The sequence below is a fragment of the Cupriavidus sp. 01L45 genome (genome assembly GCF_056399885.1).
Window position 1 is genome coordinate 67,071 of the sequence record NZ_JBFTSG010000023.1, and the last position, 19,115, is coordinate 86,185.

Annotated in this window: 17 protein-coding genes; 7 read left to right on the forward strand and 10 right to left on the reverse strand. The window is 68.7% G+C overall.

Annotated features, from left to right (window positions below; genetic code table 11):
* Positions 1 to 29: 29 nt before the first annotated feature.
* From AC1DT6_RS17500 to AC1DT6_RS17530, 7 genes are all read right to left on the reverse strand, one after another.
* A complete protein-coding gene (locus AC1DT6_RS17500; RefSeq protein ID WP_441636155.1) occupies positions 30 to 899 on the reverse strand; it encodes a helix-turn-helix domain-containing protein in 870 nt (289 codons plus the stop codon).
* Positions 900 to 994: 95 nt separating this feature from the next.
* Positions 995 to 2,296, reverse strand: a complete 1,302-nt coding sequence (locus AC1DT6_RS17505) for an FAD-dependent oxidoreductase (protein ID WP_477111155.1) — start codon at positions 2,294 to 2,296, stop codon at positions 995 to 997.
* Positions 2,293 to 2,556 (reverse strand): (2Fe-2S)-binding protein, encoded by a 264-nt coding sequence (locus AC1DT6_RS17510; protein WP_441637697.1) that lies wholly within the window; start codon positions 2,554 to 2,556, stop codon positions 2,293 to 2,295. The genes AC1DT6_RS17505 and AC1DT6_RS17510 overlap by 4 nt, the downstream gene beginning before the upstream one ends.
* Entirely contained in the window at positions 2,534 to 3,703 is a 1,170-nt protein-coding gene (locus tag AC1DT6_RS17515; protein WP_441637699.1) for an NAD(P)/FAD-dependent oxidoreductase, read from the reverse strand. The genes AC1DT6_RS17510 and AC1DT6_RS17515 overlap by 23 nt, the downstream gene beginning before the upstream one ends.
* Entirely contained in the window at positions 3,700 to 4,704 is a 1,005-nt protein-coding gene (locus tag AC1DT6_RS17520) for a 4-hydroxyproline epimerase (protein ID WP_477101855.1), read from the reverse strand. Before AC1DT6_RS17520 ends, AC1DT6_RS17515 begins: the two co-directional genes overlap by 4 nt.
* A gap of 142 nt (positions 4,705 to 4,846) precedes the next feature.
* On the reverse strand, positions 4,847 to 5,518 hold the full coding sequence (locus tag AC1DT6_RS17525) for a nitroreductase (RefSeq protein WP_441633261.1): 672 nt from the start codon (positions 5,516 to 5,518) through the stop codon (positions 4,847 to 4,849).
* Between the two features lie 37 nt (positions 5,519 to 5,555).
* Positions 5,556 to 6,443: a crotonase/enoyl-CoA hydratase family protein gene (locus AC1DT6_RS17530; RefSeq protein ID WP_441633263.1), complete on the reverse strand. Its 888-nt coding sequence runs from the start codon at positions 6,441 to 6,443 to the stop codon at positions 5,556 to 5,558.
* Between the two features lie 183 nt (positions 6,444 to 6,626).
* Between AC1DT6_RS17530 and AC1DT6_RS17535 the strand changes: the two genes are divergently transcribed.
* The 3 genes from AC1DT6_RS17535 to AC1DT6_RS17545 all read left to right on the forward strand — a co-directional run bounded on the left by AC1DT6_RS17535 (position 6,627) and on the right by AC1DT6_RS17545 (position 9,431).
* A complete protein-coding gene (locus tag AC1DT6_RS17535) occupies positions 6,627 to 7,601 on the forward strand; it encodes an NAD(P)H-dependent flavin oxidoreductase (RefSeq protein ID WP_441633265.1) in 975 nt (324 codons plus the stop codon).
* Between the two features lie 15 nt (positions 7,602 to 7,616).
* Complete coding sequence (locus AC1DT6_RS17540; RefSeq protein WP_477111156.1) at positions 7,617 to 8,078, forward strand: PaaI family thioesterase; 462 nt, start codon at positions 7,617 to 7,619, stop codon at positions 8,076 to 8,078.
* A gap of 174 nt (positions 8,079 to 8,252) precedes the next feature.
* On the forward strand, positions 8,253 to 9,431 hold the full coding sequence (locus tag AC1DT6_RS17545) for an acetyl-CoA C-acetyltransferase (RefSeq protein WP_441633269.1): 1,179 nt from the start codon (positions 8,253 to 8,255) through the stop codon (positions 9,429 to 9,431).
* Positions 9,432 to 10,745: 1,314 nt separating this feature from the next.
* On the opposite strand, the gene AC1DT6_RS17550 is transcribed toward AC1DT6_RS17545, so the two are convergent.
* The 3 genes from AC1DT6_RS17550 to AC1DT6_RS17560 all read right to left on the reverse strand — a co-directional run bounded on the left by AC1DT6_RS17550 (position 10,746) and on the right by AC1DT6_RS17560 (position 13,442).
* Positions 10,746 to 11,453 (reverse strand): histidine phosphatase family protein, encoded by a 708-nt coding sequence (locus AC1DT6_RS17550; RefSeq protein ID WP_441633271.1) that lies wholly within the window; start codon positions 11,451 to 11,453, stop codon positions 10,746 to 10,748.
* 178 nt (positions 11,454 to 11,631) lie between these two features.
* Positions 11,632 to 12,630, reverse strand: a complete 999-nt coding sequence (locus tag AC1DT6_RS17555; protein WP_477111157.1) for a Bug family tripartite tricarboxylate transporter substrate binding protein — start codon at positions 12,628 to 12,630, stop codon at positions 11,632 to 11,634.
* 119 nt (positions 12,631 to 12,749) lie between these two features.
* On the reverse strand, positions 12,750 to 13,442 hold the full coding sequence (locus tag AC1DT6_RS17560) for a TetR/AcrR family transcriptional regulator (RefSeq protein ID WP_441633275.1): 693 nt from the start codon (positions 13,440 to 13,442) through the stop codon (positions 12,750 to 12,752).
* Positions 13,443 to 13,599: 157 nt separating this feature from the next.
* On the opposite strand from AC1DT6_RS17560, the gene AC1DT6_RS17565 reads away from it, so the two are divergent.
* The 4 genes from AC1DT6_RS17565 to AC1DT6_RS17580 all read left to right on the forward strand — a co-directional run bounded on the left by AC1DT6_RS17565 (position 13,600) and on the right by AC1DT6_RS17580 (position 19,103).
* Entirely contained in the window at positions 13,600 to 14,406 is an 807-nt protein-coding gene (locus tag AC1DT6_RS17565; protein ID WP_477114792.1) for an IclR family transcriptional regulator, read from the forward strand.
* Positions 14,407 to 14,494: 88 nt separating this feature from the next.
* Positions 14,495 to 16,651, forward strand: a complete 2,157-nt coding sequence (locus AC1DT6_RS17570) for an acetate--CoA ligase family protein (RefSeq protein ID WP_441633279.1) — start codon at positions 14,495 to 14,497, stop codon at positions 16,649 to 16,651.
* A 101-nt stretch (positions 16,652 to 16,752) separates the two neighbouring features.
* Positions 16,753 to 17,775: a Bug family tripartite tricarboxylate transporter substrate binding protein gene (locus tag AC1DT6_RS17575; protein WP_441633281.1), complete on the forward strand. Its 1,023-nt coding sequence runs from the start codon at positions 16,753 to 16,755 to the stop codon at positions 17,773 to 17,775.
* 26 nt (positions 17,776 to 17,801) lie between these two features.
* The gene (locus AC1DT6_RS17580; protein ID WP_477111159.1) at positions 17,802 to 19,103 is read left to right on the forward strand and encodes a DUF1254 domain-containing protein; all 1,302 of its coding nucleotides are present in this window, start codon (positions 17,802 to 17,804) and stop codon (positions 19,101 to 19,103) included.
* Positions 19,104 to 19,115: the final 12 nt, after the last annotated feature.

Genomic DNA, 19,115 nt, shown 5'->3' on the forward strand with positions numbered 1-19,115 from the left:
ACGGGAGCGGCCCGTTGCGCGCTCCCCGTTCAATCGTGCGCGCCGGGCTTGCCGGCCGGCGGCCTGACCTGCCGCGGCGTGAGTCCGGTCAGGGCCTTGAACTGCCGGGTGAAGGCGCTGTGATCGGTATAGCCGCACTCGAGCGCGATGTCGGTGATCGGCATATCGGTGGACAGCAGCTCGGACGCGCGCTCCAGCCTCGCCTTGTGGATCATTTGACGCGGCGTCAGGTGGAAGATGCGCTTGCAGTAGCGCTCCAGTTGCGCCGCCGACAGGCCGGTCAGCCCGGTCAGTTCGGACAGCAGGATGGGGCGCATGTAGTGCTCGCGGATATAGGTGTCCACCGCCGCCAGCCGCTGGTAGGCCGGATGCGTGTCCCTGGCGCACTGCAGGTCGTGGGAGATGCCGGCCATGCCGATGATGCGGCCGTCGCGATCCAGCAGGGGGTGCTTGCAGGTCATGCACCAGCCCGCATCGCGCGCGGGATAGAGATGGAGCTCAAGCTGCTGCGCAATGGCGCAGCCGGTATCCAGGACGCGCCGGTCCTGCTCCGTGTAGCGCTGGCCAAGATGGGCGGGAAAGACCTCGGCCGACGTCTTGCCAAGCAGGGGTTCGATCCGCTTGAAGCCGCAGCGGGTAGCCAGCGTCAGGTTGGCGACCAGGTAGCGCGCCTGGCGGTCCTTGATGAAGAACACCACGTTGGGGATGGCGTTCAGCAACGGCGTGATCAGCGAGAGGGTATCGAGCAGGGTGGCCATGTCGCGCGGGCGCTGCTTCGATATGCCCGCGCAGATGTCGGCGAGGTGGGCGATGTTGCCGGCCTCGTGCTGGCTCGCCGGTGCCGGCGAGGGTTGCCGGGCCGGGAAGGGGGCGGCGGAGAGGGTGGGCGATGGCGGCATATTGTCTCCTGATGGCTTCTTACTTCATCGGACTTCCGTGTGCGTCGATCCACGGATCTACCGGTGGGCGCTCCAAGCCGCGTTGGCACAGCCTGTCAGCTTCGCCCGTTCTCGTCCAGCATCAATGTGCCGATCCGGGCGGGAGACAGCGGCGGGCGCGGCGTGGGCTGCGTCCAGCCGAACAGGACCCGCCCGGCCGTGGCGCAGACGCGTCCCTGGCAGGCGCCCATGCCGCAGCGGGTCTGCATCCTGGCCATCCAGGCATCCGGATACGCCTGGATGGCCGATAGCGGCACATCCTCGCAGCGGCACAGCGGTGTGTCGGCGCGGGCCAGGGTCTTGAGCGCGGGGTCGAGCGCGAACGTGGTCCGCACCTGTTCCGCGAACGCATGCCAGCGGGCGCGCGTTGCCGCCAGCGCGCCAGCCCGGTCGTCGGCGCCCGCTGCCGCGTAGCCGGCGATCCTGCCTTCGAGCAGGGCCAGCTCGCCGCCGCCGATACCAGTGCATTCGCCCGCCGCATAGACGTGGTGCATGCCGGTGCGCTGGAGCGCATCGACGGCAATCGCATCCGATACGGGGTCGAGCGGGCAGCCCAGCAGCGCGGCCAGCCCGGTATTCGGCACCAGCCCGAAGCCGCACGCCAGCCGGTCGCAGGCAAGCGCCACGGTACGGCCGCCCTGGCGGATGCGCACCGCGCGCAGGCGCTCGTCGCCCAGTGCCTCCACCACATGGGAGCCCGCCCGATAGTGGCCATCCAGCAGGGCGACGGCCTGTGCCGCCTTGGACGGCCAGCGCCACAGCGCGCCGGCGAAGCGCGTCAGGCGTGACAGCGGTGCCTGCTCGGCGACGCGCGCGACATGCGCGCCGTGCCGTCGCGCCGTGGCGGCCGTCGCCAGCAGCAGTGGCCCGCTGCCGGCAATGACGATGCGCTCGCCCCTGACCGGCGCGCCCGCCTTGACCAGGGCCTGCAACCCGCCCGCTCCGGTCACGCCGGGCAGGGTCCAGCCGGGAAAAGGCAGCAGCAGTTCGCGCGCCCCGGTGCACAGGATCAGGTTGCGGAATTGCAGGTGCATGGCGCGCTCGTCGTTCTCGACCAGCAGCGTGTGGGACGCAGGCGCCGCGATCACGCGCGTCGAGGCGTACAGCGCGATGCGGCCGTGCGCGGCGATGGCGTGGCGCAGGCTGCGCGCCTGCGATGGCAGCCGCACGCCTGGCCCATCGCGCCAGATCTGCCCGCCGGGCGCCGGGTTGTCGTCAATGAGCGCGACGCTGCAGCCGCTCCCGGCCGCCGCGCGCGCCGCCGCCATGCCGGCGGGCCCGGCGCCGACGATCAATACGTCGTAGCGGCGCTGGCAAGCGGCAAGTGCTTGCCCGGTGCCCATGTGCCGCGCGCTCATGGCGTGCGCTCCAGCACCATGCCATCCCGGCACGTGGTCTGGCACGCCAGCCGGCGCCGGCCGTCGATGGTCATGCGGCATTCCTGGCAAACGCCCATGCCGCAAAACGGCGCGCGCTGCTCGCCGCCACAGGAGCGGCGGGTGAACGGACGGTCGCTATAGGCCATGGCCGCCGCCACGGAGATGCCCGCCGGCACCCGCAGCGCGCTGCCATCCAGGAGGACGTTCACGGTCGGGTTAGCGGCCCGGTTGCGTTTCATGCGTATTCTCCGTGCCAGGGCCAGGAGCGGTCTCCGTGGCTGCGGCGAAGCGGCTGAAGGAAAATGGCGCCGGATCTATCGGGACCCGCTGGCCTAGCAGCAGCGCCGCCAGCAGGCGCGCGCTGCCGGGCGCGGTGGTCACGCCCAGCCCCTCGTGGCCCACCGCCAGCCACAGGCCCGGCTGACCGGGGTGGGCGCCGACGATGGGCAGCCCGTCGGGCGTGGCGGCGCGAAAGCCGGTCCAGCAGCGGATCGCGTTCATGCCGGCGAGGGCGGGCAGGTAGGCGGCGGCGCGCTGGAGCATGCGGGCCATGACCTGGTTATCCACGGCCGTGTCGAGGCTGTCGAACTGGCGCGACGAGCCGATCAGCAACTGGCCCGTGGGGCGCGGCTGCACATTGAAGGCAACCGAGGTCCCGTCGCTGTGGTGCGCGCTCGCGGCATAGCCGAGTTCGACCAGTTGATGGTTCACGCAGGCCGGGTAGCGGTCGGTAATGACGAGATGTCCCTTCCTGGCGCGGATCGGCAGCGCGGGCAGCAGTTGCGTGGCCTGGATGCCGTTGGCGACGACGACCGCGGTGGCGGTCAGCCGCCTGCCGTCTTCCAGGGTGACATGGTTTGCCTCCACCGCGCTCACCGTGGCGTGCAGAACGTTTATCCGCGATGCCCTCTGCGCGAGCAGCCATGACGCCACGGCCGGGGCGTAGACGATGGCATCGCCCGCGACCTTGAGCGCGCCCGCCAAGCCCGAGCTCAGCATCGGCTCCTGGCACGCCAGTTCGCCGGCATCCAGCGTGGCGCACGGGATGCCCTGCGCCAGCAGCGCGTCTTGCCGCTGGCGGGCCAGGTCCATTTCCGCGGCGTCGCTGGCCACCCACAGCGTGCCGCACTGGCGATAGGCGCAGCTGGCCGGCATGTCGCGGGCGAGCTCCCGCCAGAGCCTGAGCGAGCAGGCGCACAGGTCACGCTCGGCGGCGGTGTCGTCCATCATCACCAGATGGCCCATGCCGGCGTGGGTGGCGCCGCCTGCGCGGCTGTCCAGCACGCAGACATCCAGCCCGTGCCCGGCCAGTTCGAAGGCGCAGGCCGCGCCGACGATCCCGGCGCCGATCACGATGACATCGCCGCAAGCCTGCGCGGGCCTCATGCGCCGATGCCCCAGGCGAAGGGATCGTCGTGCGCGATCAGCAGCGTGGTCTCGGCATACACATGCGCGCGGCCGTGGATGGTCGGGATGATGCGGCCGGGTTCATCGGCGGGCGCATAGTGCGCCACGAAGCGGCTGCCGGTCACGCTGGCCTGGCGCCAGGGTGCGCCGGGCGCGAGCTTGCCGTCCGCTGCCAGGCAGGCGAGCTTGGCGCTGGTGCCGGTGCCGCAGGGAGAGCGGTCGTACGCCTTGCCTGGGCACAGCACGAAATTGCGGCTGTCGGCTTCATCGGCATCGTCGGGCGTGCAGAACAGTTCGATATGGTCGACCGGCGCGCCGTCCGGTGCCGCGATGCCCGCCTGTTCGAGCGCCTGCCGCACGGCCCATGCGAATGCGGTCAGCGCCTCCAGGTTGTTGCGCTCGATGCGCTGGCCATGGGCTTCGATCAGGAAGAACCAGTTGCCGCCCCAGGCGATGTCGCCGGAGACACGGCCGTGGCCCGGCACGTCGACGGCCACCGCATGCCGGTAGCGCCAGGCGGGCACGTTGCGCACACCGACCGTGCCGTCCTCATGCAGCGTGGCCTCCACCGTGCCCACCGGCGTATCGATGCTGTGCCGGCCCGGCGCGATGCGCCCGAGATGCGCCAGCGAGGCCACCAGCCCGATGGTGCCGTGGCCGCACATGCCCAGGTAGCCGCTGTTGTTGAAGAAGATCACGCCCGCGCAGGCACCGGCGGAAACCGGCGGGCACAGCAGCGCGCCGACCATCACGTCGCTGCCGCGCGGCTCCAGCACGGTGGCGGCGCGCCAGCGGTCGTGCTCGCGCGCGAGCCGCTCCAGCCGCGCGGCCATGCCGCCGCTGCCCGGATCGGGGAAACCGTCGATGACCAGCCGGGTGGGTTCGCCGCCGGTGTGGGAGTCGATCACCCTGATCTGGCGGGGAGCGGGCGGTGAAGACACCGTGGAGCTTGCGGTGGAAGGCGGGGCGCTGGGATGCATGGCGGGAATGCCCAGGGGGCCAAGTGTGGATGACCCCTACAGCGTGGCATGGCCGCCCCCTGCCGGCTTGTCGCCTTTCCCCAGCGGCGATGACGAAATCGGCATAGTGGCAAGCCGCTGCCCACTGCTTGCCGCAGGGGCCTCAGATACCGATGAACTCGGTGAACTCGGCGAGCGGCGCGCGCGTGGCGCGCAGCTGGTTGACCGGTGCTTCCGTGTCTTCATAGCCAATCGCCATGCCGGTAAACAGCATGCGTTCGGGCGGAATGGCGAGAAAACCCGAGATGGTTTCCGGGTAGATCGCCCAGCATTCCTGCGCGCAGCTGTCCAGCCCATGCTCGCGTAGCAGCAGCATCACCGTTTGCAGGTACATGCCCAGGTCCGACCATTGCGGCGGGCCCATGCGGCGGTCCACGGTGCAGAACAAGGCCAGCGGCGCGCCGAAGAACGTGAAATTATTGGCAAACTGGGCCATGCGCGCCCGCTTGTTCTCGCGCGGGATGCCCAGGCAGCGATAGAGGTCCTCGCCCACCTGGAAGCGGCGCTCGCGATAGGGCGAGACCAGCTCGCGCGGGTAGATGTCGTACTCGCTCCCTTCGCCGCCGGGCATGCCGGCGATGCGCTCGCGCATGGTGGCCTTGAGCCGCTCCAGCGGCTCGCCGCCCACCACGTGCAGGTGCCAGGGTTGCAGGTTGCCGCCCGACGGCGCGCGCGCGGCCTGCTCCAGCACGTCGCGGATGATCTCCGGCGGTACCGGCGCGGGAAGGAAGCCGCGTACCGATTTGCGGGTCTGGACTGCCATGCTGACTTTCACGCTGTTTTCCTTGGGGCTCGGCGGTGGATCGACGGCATCAGATAAAGGGCGGTTCGCTGCCCCAGTCGAAGAAGTCCGGCATGTCCTGCGACACGCGCTCCGGAAAGCTGGCCGGGCGTTTCTCCAGGAAGGCGCTGACGCCCTCCTTGACGTCCGCCGACTGGCCGCGCGACTGGATCGCGCGGCTGTCCAGGCGGTGCGCTTCCATCGGGTGGCTGGCGCCCGCCATGCGCCAGATCAGCTGGCGCGAGATGGCGACGGATACCGGCGCGGCATTGTCCGCGATCTCGCGGGCCAGCGCCTGCGCGGCCGGCAGCAGGTCTTCGGGCGCGTGCAGCGAGCGCACCAGCCCGCGCTCCAGCGCTTCCTGCGCCGAGAACACGCGGCCGGTATAGCACCACTCAAGCGCCGTCGAGATGCCGACCACGCGCGACAGGAACCACGACGATGCCGCCTCCGGCGTGATGCCGCGGCGCGCGAACACAAAGCCGAACTTGGCGTCGGTGGAGGCCAGGCGGATATCCATCGGCAGTTGCATGGTCACGCCGATGCCCACCGCGGGCCCGTTGACCGCGGCGATCACCGGCTTGAGGCTGCGGAAGATACGTAGCGCCACGCGCCCGCCGCCGTCGCGGTGCGCCGCTTCCTTGCTGGCGCCGTAGCGCTTTTCGTAGTCGAAGGTGGAGCCGCCCGAGGACAGGTCGGCGCCGGCGCAGAAGGCGCGCCCGGAGCCGGTAACGATCACCGCGCGGACGTTGTCGTCGGCGTCGGTGGCGTCGAAGGCATCGATCAGCTCCTGCATCATCTGCGCGGTGAAGGCATTGAGCTTGTCCGGGCGGTGCAGGGTGATGGTGGCGACACCCCGGTCGACGGCGTATTGCAGGGTTTCGAAGCTGGGAGGAGTCGTGGAACTGGAATTGCTCATGGCTGGCCTTGGCTGCTCGAAAGGGTTGGTAGTTAAGGTAGTGCAGAATCGTGCGCCTGCAATCGTCGAATCCGACGAGGTCGCCGCCACCGCCCCGCCGTAGACTGGCGCCAGGAGGCCTGGCGGCGCAGGCATGGCAGGCAAGGCAAAGAACCTGAAAGACAAGAAGCGAGAAGGAACCTCATGAAGACGCGCATTACCGAATTGCTGGGCACCCGTTACCCGATCATCCAGGGCGGCATGCAGTGGGTAGGCTATGCCGAGATGGCCGCCGCGGTATCCAACGCCGGCGGGCTCGGCGTGCTGACCGCGCTGACCCAGCCCACGCCCGAGGCCCTGGCCGCCGAGATCCGCCGCACCCGCGAGCTGACCGACCAGCCCTTCGGCGTCAACCTGACGCTGCTGCCCTCGATCAACCCGCCGCCGTACGCGCGCTACCTCGACGTGATCATCGAAAGCGGCATCAAGGTGCTGGAAACCGCCGGCAACAATCCCAGGGAGCATATCGCGCGCGCCAAGGCCGCCGGCATCAAGGTGATCCACAAATGCGTGGCGATCCGCCATGCGCTGTCGGCCGAGCGCCTGGGTGTGGACGCGGTGTCGATCGACGGTTTCGAGTGCGCGGGCCATCCCGGCGAGGACGACGTGCCGGGCATGGTGCTGATCCCGCTGGCGGCGCGCCGGCTGGGCATTCCGGTGATCGCTTCCGGCGGCATCGCCGACGGGCGGGGCATGGCCGCGGCACTGGTGCTGGGCGCCGAAGGCGTCAACATGGGCACGCGCTTCTGCGCCACCCGCGAGGCGCCGATCCACTACAACGTCAAGCAGGCGCTGGTGGACGCGAGCGAGCGCGACACCAACCTGATCTTCCGCACGCTGCACAACACGGCGCGCGTGCTCAAGAACGCGGTCTCCGATGAAGTCGTCACCATCGAACGCCAGCCCGGCGGCGCCCAGTTCGAGGACGTCAAGCACCTGGTGGCGGGCGTGCGCGGCAAGGCCGCGCTCGCCGCCGGCGAGACCGATGGCGGCATCATCAGCGCCGGCCAGTGCGTGGGCCTGATCGACGATATCCCGACCTGTGCCGAGCTGATCGAGCGCATGGTGGCCGAATGCCGCGAGCAGCTCGGCGTGGCGTCGCGCTATTTCGCGGCGTGAGGCGGCGGGACTGGCATGGCTGAATCCAACCAATCTTCCGGCGCCGCTGGTGCCGATGCCGCCGACGCTGCCGACGCGGTCCCGCCGGGCTTCAAGGCCATGCGTCCCAGTGGCGGCTTTCTTGCCCATCTCGGCCAGCTCTACGTGGACAGCGGGCAGCGCGCGGTGGGCGTGCGCATCGGCAAGCATCACCTCAACCCGCTCGGCATCCCGCATGGCGGCATGCTGGCCACGCTGGCCGATACCGCCATCGGCATGATGATGCTGATGGAGGGCGAGCGCATGCCGCCCGCCGTGACCGTCAATCTCAGCCTGGACTATTTCGATGCCGCCCGCCTCGGCGAGTGGATCGAGGCGCATGTCGAGTTCGACAAGATGGGTTCGCGGCTGCGCTTCGGCCATTGCCGCGTGATGGCCGGCGAGCGCTGCCTGCTGCGCGCCACGGCCATTTTCTCGGTGCTGGCGCTCCGCACCTGAAGAGCGGCAACCGGCGCTGGCGCGATCGCCGGCACCGCGCAATCGTCGCTTCCGACGACGCCGGGCGCCCGGCTGCTGCGCCAGAATCCGCAACAGGTTAGCGAGGCTTGCCGTGCCATTCCCGGCGCGCGGCCACCACGGGCGGAACCGCCTGCAACGATAAGAGGAGAACACATGGCAGAGGCATACATCGTAGCGGCCGCGCGGACCGCGGGCGGGCGCAAGGGCGGCAAGCTGGCGGGCTGGCATCCGGCCGATCTCGCCGCGCAGGTACTGAACGCGCTGGTGGAACGCAGCGGCGCGGACCCGGCGCTGATCGACGACGTGATCATGGGCTGCGTGGGGCAGGCCGGCGAACAGGCTGGCAATGTGGCGCGCAATGCCGTGCTGGCCTCGCGCCTGCCGGAAAGCGTGCCCGGCACCTCGGTCGACCGCCAGTGCGGCTCGTCGCAACAAGCCCTGCACTTCGCCGCGCAGGCGGTGATGTCGGGCACCATGGACATCGTCATCGCCGCCGGCGTGGAAAGCATGACGCGCGTGCCGATGGGCCTGCCGTCCACGCTGCCGTTCAAGAACGGCTTTGGCAGTTCGATGAGCCCGGCCATGCAGGAGCGCTATCCCGGCGTGAAGTTCAGCCAGTTCACCGGCGCCGAGATGATGTCGCGCAAGTACGGCCTCACGCGCGACGATCTCGACCGCTACGCGCTGGAAAGCCATCGCCGTGCCATCGCCGCTACGCAGGCGGGGCGCTTCAAGGACGAAATCGTGCCGGTGGCGGTGCGCGCCGCTGATGGCAGCAGCAATGGCGAGTTGCACACGGTGGATGAAGGCATCCGCTTTGAAGCGAGCCTGGAGTCCATCTCCAGCGTCAAGCTGATCGAGGAAGGCGGCACCGTTACCGCCGCCAGCGCCAGCCAGATCTGCGATGGCGCGGCCGGGCTGATGGTGGTCAGCGAAGCGGGGCTGAAGAAGCTGGGCGTCAAGCCGCTGGCACGCATTCACCATATGTCGGTGCTGGGCCATGATCCTGTGATCATGCTGGAAGCGCCGTTGCCGGCTACGTTGCGGGCGCTGGAGAAGGCCGGCATGAAGATCGGTGATATCGATCTGTTCGAGATCAATGAGGCGTTTGCGCCGGTGCCGCTGGCGTGGCTGCGGACCACGGGTGCGGATCCGGCGCGGATGAATGTGAATGGCGGGGCGATTGCGTTGGGGCATCCGCTTGGGGGGTCGGGGGCGAAGCTGATGACTACGCTTGTGCATGCGCTGCATGCGCAGGGTAAGCGGTATGGGTTGCAGACGATGTGTGAGGGTGGTGGGATGGCTAATGTGACTATTGTTGAGCGGCTGTAGGTTGTTGGCTGTTGGGTTGCCTTCGCTGCTTCTTTTTGCGGCGTTGGTTGTTGCACCCAAGAGCGTACGACATCCCCCTGCGGGGGACGCCGGTCACTCTTCTTTGCTTCGGCAAAGAAGACTAACGAGAAGAAAGCCGACCCTGCCGGGGGCAGAGCAATCGCGGGTGCGCAGGGTGCTGGTTTCGTCGTATGGCCAGCGGTTCTGCTGGCATCTGCCGTACCGGCTTGCAGGGTATCGCAATGGCCTGACCCATGGGTTTCGTGGTGGGGCCCCCGACCTCGTATGCGGTGCCCATTCCCCCATCTGCCGTTCGCGGTGCGAGGGGCTGCGCCGTTTCGGGTGTGGCTGGTTTCGTGGTTTTGTCTCACAGGGCAAGCGCCTGATGGCAGCACCCCCTCGCGAACCGGGCCACGATGCCCACCACGATACCAAGGGAGTTGATAGCAAGGAGCTGTCAGCGCCGGTACGGCAGGGCCTCAAATGGCCGGGCGCTCGCCGCCAGAGACAAAACCACGAAACCAGCGGGGCTGGCAGGATCGCGACCTTTGGCCTCGCGAACGGCAGATGGGGGAGTGGGCACCGCGCACGAGGTCAGGGGCCCCACCATGAAACCCATGGGTCAGGCCATTGCGATGCCCTTCAAGCCGGTAGAACACGCTAGCCAACACTCAGGGCCGTACGACGCAACCACCGGCCCACATAAGCCTGATTGCTCTGCCCCCGGCAGGGTCGGCTTTCTTCTCGTTAGTCTTCTTTGCCGAGGCAAAGAAGAGTGACCGGCGTCCCCCGCAGGGGGATGTCGTACGCTGTTGGGTGCAACAACCAACGCCGCAAAAAGAAACAGCGAAGGCCCACATCGCCGCCTGATCATTCGTGGTATGCACCACGGCCAGGTCCGCGAGGGCCGCGCTCGCCTGTCACCGCGCGCGCCCTCCGAGACAAAACCACGAAACCGGCAAGGCTGGCAGGATCGCGACCTTTGGCCTCGCGAACGGCAGATGCGGGAATGGGCACCGCATACGAGGTCAGGGGCCTCACCACGAAAACCATGGGTCAGGCCATTGCGCTGCCCTTCAAGCCGGTAGAACACACTAGCCAACACTCAGGGCCGTACGACGCAACCACCGGCCCCACATAAGCCTGATTGCTCTGCCCCCGGCAGGGTCGTGCTTTCTTCTCGTTAGTCTTCTTTGCCGAGGCAAAGAAGAGTGACCGGCGTCCCCCGCAGGGGGATGTCGTACGCTGTTGGGTGCAACAACCAACGCCGCTCAAAAAACACCACCCCCAACAGCAAACCACCCCACCCACCCCTCAAGCAAACGTAATGGCATCCCGCCGATCAACCCGATCCAAATGCGGCAAACCATTAAAACTCAGCAACCGCAGCATCCCACGCCCAGAAATAATCTCGCAAAAAGCCGTATTCCGAAACTGCAGATTCAACTCAATCGCAGTCTGCGCCGGCGCACCCAGCAAATCCGCGGTAGCCCGCCCGATAGCCCCGCCAGAACTAACAACCAACACCGCATCCTCTCGCGAAGCCCCGTCCGTCGCATGCAACAAACCATCGCGAATCCGCCGCCCAAACTCAGCCCACGACTCCGGCATGCCCGCCAGCTGATCCATCGTCCACGCCTGATACGCCGCGCGAAACGTCCGCCAGTAGTCGTTGTAATCCGTATTCTGATGGGTCCGATGATCCGCCCCACCGGTATGGCTGCGATACAGCGCTTCGCCATCGTATTCGTTAAGTCCGGGGTGGGTTTCGATGCCCGTGGTGACCGCGCCCCGGTCCGTCTGGACCGGCACATCGCCAGCCCCCATGCCGGCCAGGATCTCCATCGCCGTGTCCTGCTGGCGCACCAGCGAACCGGCCACCACTCGCTTGAACGAGATACCGCGCTCGCGGAAATACTCGCCCAGCCAGCGGGCTTGCTGCCGTCCGGTGTCGGAGAGGCAGTCGTAGTTGGCGGCGCCGAATGAGGCCTGACCGTGCCGTACCAGGAAGAGCGTTGCCATGCGTGATGTCGGCGCCGGAAGGCACCGCCGGAAGCGGTAATGCGGGAATCGGCACGCGGCGCGGTGGCGCCGCGCGAGAAGCAGGCATTGTATGGGCGCGGGGCATGGCGGCCAAGGGAAGCACCGGCGGATTCATAGCGGCCATTTCCGCGCTGCATTATCCCGCCGCCGGCCGGCGTTAATCCAGCGTCACCCCGGTATCGGCGGTCAGCTTGAGCACCCCCGGCAGGTAGGCCTTGTAGGCGCTCACGGCCTCGGCGGGCAGGTTGCCGATCGGCTCGGCGCCCATGTCCTCGATACGCTGGCTGATCTCCGGCGATTTCACCAGCGCGCTTACCTCGCGGCCCAGGCGCTCGACGATATCGTTCGGCGTGCGCGAGGGCGCCAGCAGCGTGATGGGGCCGACCAGCTTGTACGGCTCGTCGGGGTAGCCGGCCTCGGCAAAGGTCGGCACGTCAGGCAGCGCCTTGGCGCGCCGGCTGCCGGTGACGGCCAGCGGGCGCAGCTTGCCGCTGGCGAAGTGCTGCTTCAGCGACGTCACCGAGCCGACCGTCACATTGACCTGGCCCGCCAGCAGGTCCGTCACCATGGGACCCTCGCCGCGATAGGGCACGTGCAGGATATCGATGCCGTAGGTCTTGTCCAGGTAGGCCTGGATGGTGTGCGGCTGGGTGCCGGGTCCCCACGAGCCCATGCGCAGCTTGCCGGGTTCCTTCCTGGCATAGGCGATCAGCTCGGCCACCGTCTTCACCGGCAGCGCGCCGTTGACGGCCAGCACCGTGCGCGCCGTCGCCACGTCGGATACCTGCCGCAGGTCGGTGCGCGGATCGTAGGGCAGCTTCTTGTAAAGGGCCAGGTTGGCGGTGATGGGGCCGGGGATCGTCAGCAGCAGCGTGTAGCCATCGGGTGCGGACTTGGCTACATAGTCGGTGCCGATGATGCCGCCGGCGCCGCCTTTGTTCACTACCACCACGGTCTGACCCAGCCGCTTGCCCAGGCCTTCCGCCAGCGTGCGCGAGAGCGTGTCGGTCAGGCCGCCGGCGGGGTAGGGCACGATCAGGTGCAGGGGTTTGTTGGGGTAGCCGGCCTGGGCTTGCGCGGCCAGCGGCAGCAGTGCCGCGCACGCGCACGCGAGCAGGGCAGCAGCTTTCCCGCAGAACGGGCTGCGTAATGTCATGGTTTGTCTCCTCGGGTTTTTATTGGATCCGGCGCGCGCTCCGAGCGAGTGCGCGCGCCGTGGAAGTCTTTCAGGCGGGAGTCATGGGCGGGGCGGCATGCCAGCTGAGCGTTGTGGCGTCAGCCGGGCATTGCCAGGTAGCCGGCCACGAGCCGGGTCATTTCGCCAGGGAGGCGCTCGTCGTCGAGCGGCAGCGGGCCGGCATCGTTGAGGATGGCATTGACCACGATGCTGAACACGGCCTGCATGGCAAAGCGCACACGCAGTTCGGCCTGCTCGGGCGGCATCGGCAGGCGCGGCACCAGCAGGGCCACCATGCGCTCCACCACCGCCTGGCCGCTTTCCCGGTGCGGCAGCCATTCCTCCGGACGGATCGAGGCATGCTTGAGCGAAGCCTTGATCACACCGCGATTGGCGTGGCAGCCCAGCACCACGTAACGCATGATTTTTTCGAGCATGACGTCGGTGGACACTTCCTCCCAGCGCTCCACGCGCAGGTAACGCGACACGGATTCTCCGGTTTCCCGCATCACCAGCGTACGCAGCGACTCGAAGAACGCTTGCTTGTCGCGGAAGCGGCCGTAGAAGGCGCCCACGGAGACTTCGCAGGCGGAGGCGATCTGCGCCACGGAAACCGCCGTGAAATCCCGCTGTGCCAGCAACTCGCGGCCCGCATCGAGCAGTGCTTGTTCCGTCTCGCGGGCACGCCGCTGGCGCGGCGGCTGCAGGATCGAAGGGGTGGCTACGGTGGGGAACGCGGATGTCCCCTTGGAGGGCTTGGCGGGGGACGCTGCAGAGGACGAGATAGGCATGGCAAATTCCGTATGAGAATTCGGATTCGGTTTTGTGAACCATATGGTTACCACTGCGTTTCGTCAAGAGCAGGACTATATTTCCAATATATGGAAATCAATTCCGATCTTTGACACAGAAAAAAACCGCACCCACACTACAGTGCAAGGAGACAAGATGAACACGCCGGTCGAACAATTCATTGCCGAGCGCAGGAAAGACGACCCCTCTTTCGGCGGGCTGCTGGCCAAGGGGTTTGCCCTGCTGCGCTGCTTCATCGACGAGCCGCGGCCGCTGGGCAACGGCGAACTATCCGAACGCCTGCAACTGCCCCGCGCCACGGTGTCGCGCATCTGCCGCACCTTGTTCGAACTGGGCTACCTGGACTGGGACCCCAAACTGGACAAGTACTTCGTCGGCGCCCAGGTGCTGGCGCTGGGCTACCCCTACCTGGCCGGCCTGCAGGTGCGCCATGTGGCGCGACCGCTGATGCAGGCGCTGGCGGACCGCATCGAGGGCGCGGTGTCGATGGGCGTGGCGCACCGGCTCGACGTGACCTACCTGCTGACCTGCACGCATAACGAGGGCACGCCCGCACGCCCTGGCGTGGGCGCGGTGCGCTCGGTGCTGAGCACCGGCATGGGCCGCGCCTTCCTGAGCACCTTGTCCAAGGCGGAATTCGAAACCCTGATGCAAGCCGCGCAGCGCGAGCGTCCCGAGGAATACGCGGCCTGCTACAACACTGTTTGCCACAACGTAGCCCATTACCCCAAGCGCGGCTTCGCCATCAACTTAGGCGACGCGGGCAGCGGCGTGCATGGCGTTGGCGTGTATTCGCGCATCGTCTACCTGAACCGCCCGCTGCTGTTCAACTGCGCCGTTGCGGCGTCGCAATTGCGGCGCGGCATGCTGGAGAAAAAAATCGCGCCGATGCTGATGGAGATGACGCGTTCGATCGAATCGGTGACCGGGCTGCGGCAATAGCCGCGCCGCGCGCCAGACGACACACAGGCAGCGCCGGTACAGGCGTCCATCCTGAATCAAGCCTTCAAGGCAACCCGGAGACTAAGCCATGCCCGATCTAGATTCCCTGCTGAAACCGCGTTCGGTCGCGGTCATCGGCGCGTCCACGCAGCCCGACAAAGTGGGCGGCATGCCCATCCGCCTGCTGCGCGAGCTTGGCTATGCCGGGCGCATCTATCCCGTGCACCCCAGCGCCGGCGAGATCCAGGGCTTGCCCGCGTACCCGTCGATGGCCGCCATCGGCGAGCCCGTCGACCTTGCCATCGTGGCCGTGCCGGCCGTGGCGACGGAGTCTGTGATGGCGCAACTGGCGCAGAACGGTACGCGCGCCGCGATCTTCTTTACCTCGGGCTTTGCCGAAGTGGGCGAGGAAGGCCAGGCCATGCAGCTCGCGCTGGCCGACAGCGCGCGCCGGCACCGCGTGGCACTGCTGGGCCCCAATTGCCTGGGCGCGATGAACCTGCGCGCGCGCCTGTTCGCCACCTTCTCGCCGATCCCGCTGACCGGCGCGCCGCCGGTGGGGGATGTGGGCCTGGTCAGCCAGAGCGGCGCGTTCGGCGCCTATGCCTTCGCGCTGGCGCGCGAGGCCGGGCTGGGGCTGAGCCACTGGGTGACCACCGGCAACGAGGCCGGGCTGCAAGTGGCCGACGTGATCGAATGGATGGCGCAGGACGACGACACGCGCGTGATCCTGGCCTATATGGAAGGCTGCCGCGACGGCCACCGTCTGCGCCAGGCGCTGGCCGCCGCCCGCGCCGCCGGCAAGCCGGTGGTGATCACCAAGGTGGGCACCACCGAGGCCGGCGCGCGCTCGGCGCAATCGCACACGGCCAGCCTGGCCGGCGAGGATGCGGTCTACCAGGCCGTGTTCGACGAATACGGCGTGCACCGCGCCCATACGCTGGAAGATTTCTTCCGGCTCGGCTACACCTTGTCGCGCGGGCGGCGGCCGGCGCGCTGGAGCAGCCCGGGCGGCCTGGTCGCGGACGCCGTGACGCCGGTGGCCATCCTCACGGTGTCTGGCGGAGTCGGCATCATGATGGCCGATCGCGCCGAGGAACTCGGCATGCCGATGCCACCCATGCCGGAGGCGGCCGCGCAGGCGCTGCGCAAGAGCATTCCCTTTGCCAGCACCGCCAATCCGATCGATGTCACGGGCCAGGTGGTAGCCCAGCCCGCCGTGCTGCTCGATGCGATGGCCGGCGTGGCTACCTGCGGCGAGTACGGCTGCGTGGTGGCTTTCCTGGCCGGCGGCGCCAACGCACCGCGCCTGTGGGAAGAACTCCAGCGCACCATCGGCGTGCTGCACGAGGACCAGCGCGCCGCGCCGCTGCTGCTGTCCGGCGTGGTCGACGACGACAAGCGCGCCTGGCTGGAAGCGCACGGCTGCCTGGTGTTTCGCGAGCCGGCCCACGCCATCGAGGCCGTGGCCGCGCTGGCCCGCGCGGCGGCGTTGGAGGCGGCGGCCGCAAGCCCGTCGGCCACCGAGCGTGTTGTGTCAATGGCTCCGCTGTTGCGCGATGTGCCGGAAGACGCCAGCGCACTGTCCGAGTTCGAATCCATGCGCCTGCTGGCGGACGCCGGCGTGCCGGTGGCGCCGCACGGCCTGGCCCGCAATGCCGACGAGGCCGTGGCCCTGGCGCAGCGCGTCGGCTACCCGGTCGTTGTGAAGCTGTGCTCGGCGCAGGTGCTGCACAAGAGCGACGTGGGCGGCGTGGCCCTCAACCTGACGGACGCCGGCGCCGTGCGCCAGGCCTTTGCGCAGATGCAGGCGGCACTGGCCCGGGCCGATGCCACCTTGCCCTTCGAGGGCGTGCTGGTGGCGCGCATGGTGCGCGGCTGGGGCGAGCTGATGGTGGGCGTGCGGCGCGATCCGGTGTTCGGGCTGGTGGTGCTGGCCGGCATCGGCGGCACCGCCGTGGAGATTTTCCGGCAGATGGCCTTCGGCCTCGCACCGCTGTCGCCGGAGCGCGCGCTTGCCATGCTGGAGCAAAGCCGCGCGGCGGTGCTGTTCGCGGGCCATCGCGGCAACCCTGTGCTGCCGCTGGCGCAGGCTGCCGGCTTGCTGGTGCGGGTATCGCAGTTGGCCGCCGCGCTCGGGCCCCGGCTCGATACGCTGGAAATCAATCCTTTCATCGTCGGCGCCGAAGGGCCGGTCGCGGCGGATGCCGTGATCACCTTGCTGCCGGCTGGCGCACCGGCGTGAGCGAGATGGCGTAGCAAGGCAACGTACCGCCACCGCGCAACCACAGACCGGCACAGACCGGGCGCGCGGATGGGCTCGGACAAAAACAGGAGACAACCATCATGCATTTGCAAGCAGCAAGGGCCGCATGCGCGCCGGCGTCCAGCATTCCCCGCACCATCGGCGCCTGCGCCATGCTGATCGCGTTCACCGCCGCACCGGCGCATGCGGCGCCAGCGGAATCCGGCAAATTCCCCGACCGGCCGATCCGCCTCGTCGTGCCTTTCCCGCCAGGCGGCGGCACCGACGTGATCGGGCGGCTGGTGGCCGCCAGGCTTTCGACCGCGCTGGGCGGCACCGTGCTGGTGGAGAACGTGGCGGGCGCCACGGGCACCATCGGCTCCGCGCAGGTCGCGCGCGCCGCACCGGACGGCTACACGCTATTGCTGGGCATCTCCGCCACGCATGCGATCGCGCCGGCGATCTTCCCCCGGCTGCCCTACGATCCCGTGCGCGATTTCGTGCCGGTGGGGCGCCTCGCCTACGGCGGCAATGTGCTGGTGGCGGGCCCGGCCTTCACGGGCAAGGACCTGCCGGCGCTGATCGCGCAGGCCAGGCGTCCCGGCGCGGACCTGGCCTATGGCTCCTGGGGACCCGGCTCTGGCGGCCACCTGGCCGGCGAGAGCCTGAACGTGAGCAGCGGCATCCATCTGCGCCATATCCCGTACAAGGGTGTCAGCCCGATGCTGACCGACGTGATGGGCGGCACGCTGCCGGTGGCCATGTCCGACCTGGCCGGCACCTTGCCGCTGATCCGCAGCGGCAAGGTCAGGGCGCTGGCGGTCACCGGATCGGAGCGCTCGGTGGCGCTGCCCGACGTGCCGACCTTCGCCGAGTCCGGCGTGCCGTTCCGCATCGATAGCTGGTTCGCGCTGTTCGCGCCGGCCCGCACGCCGGCGGCCATCGTCGACCGGCTGGAGCACGCCGTCGACGCCATCATGGCCGAGCCCGCCATGCAGGCGCAGGCCGCAACGCTGGGCATGCGCTTCACCCAGCAGCCGCGCGCCGCCTTTGCCGCGCAAATGCAGCAAGACATCCGCGCCTGGGCCGCCCTCGTCAAGACGAGCGGTGCCGCGCTCGAATAACATCGTCAGGAGCCAAACGCATGAACATGAATCCGCCCCTCGCCCCGGCAACCCACGCCAGCCCGCAGCAGGCCCTCGTCGCCGGCGCGGCCTTTCCGCTCGCGATCTATGGCTACGCGCTGATCGAAACGCTGCGTACCTGCCGCCTGCAGACCTCGGTCGACGCGGCCACGGGCTACGGCCGCGCGCCGATGAATGCCCTGTCGGCCAGCGAGCGCCAGTGGACGCACGAGGACCGCGACATCGTCACCCCGGCCAACGACCTGCTGTACTTCTGCGGGTGGATCAACCTGGCCGAGGGCCCGGTGACGCTGCGCATTCCGCCGCTGCCCGACGCGGGGCGCTACTACGTGATCGAGCTGCTCGACGTCCACACCAACAACTTCGAGAACCTGGGCCCGCGTAACGTCGCTGCCGAAGGCGGCGAGATCGAGCTGACCGGCCCGGGCGAGCAGGCCAGCGGCAAGCACGCGGTGCAATGCCCCAGCTCGCTGGTCTGGCTGCTCGGCCGCGTGCTGGTGCAGGGGCCGCAGGACCTGCCGGCGGCGCGTGCTTTCGAGCAGGGCTTCGCGCTCACCCGCACGCCGGGCGCCGCGCGCCCGCGCTGCGTGGCGCAATGGCGCGACAGCGGCCGGCCCGCGCTGGACTTCTTCCACAACCTTTTCAATGCGCTGCGCGAGTTTCCGCCGGCGGCGGAGGAACTCGGCCTGCTGACCCTGCTGCGCAAAGCGGGCATCCGGCTGGAAGACGAGACCGACCTGGCGGCATTGCGCCCGGCCGTGGTGGCCGGGCTGGAGAGCGCCTACGCGCAGGCCATGGCGGTGATCGAGGCGCATACGCGCAGCCAGGGCCGCAAGAGCTGGGGCTACAGCCTGAAGCTCGGCATGTACGGCGACGACTGGCTGCAGCGCGCCTGCACCGCGATGAAGGGGCTCGGCGCCCTGCGTGCCGACGAGGCGATCTACGCCATGGCCGATTTCGACGCCGATGGCCAGCCGCTCGATGGCCGTCACCGCTACGAACTGCGCTTCGCACCCGGCATGGTGCCGCCCGCGCAGGCATTCTGGTCGGTATCGCTGTATGGCGAGGACCGCTATTTCAGCGCCAACGAGATCGGGCGCTACGCGGTGGGGGATCGCACGCCGGGCCTGCGCATGGAGGCGGACGGCAGCCTGGTGCTTCCCATCTCGCATGCGCGCCCGCTGCAGGAGGACAACTGGCTGCCCGCGCCCGCGGGGCCGTTCTACCTGATCCTGCGGCTCTACCATCCGGCCCGGTCGTTCCTGGACGGCCAGTACACCATCCCGGCCGTGCGCCGCATCGACTGATAGGAGCCTGCA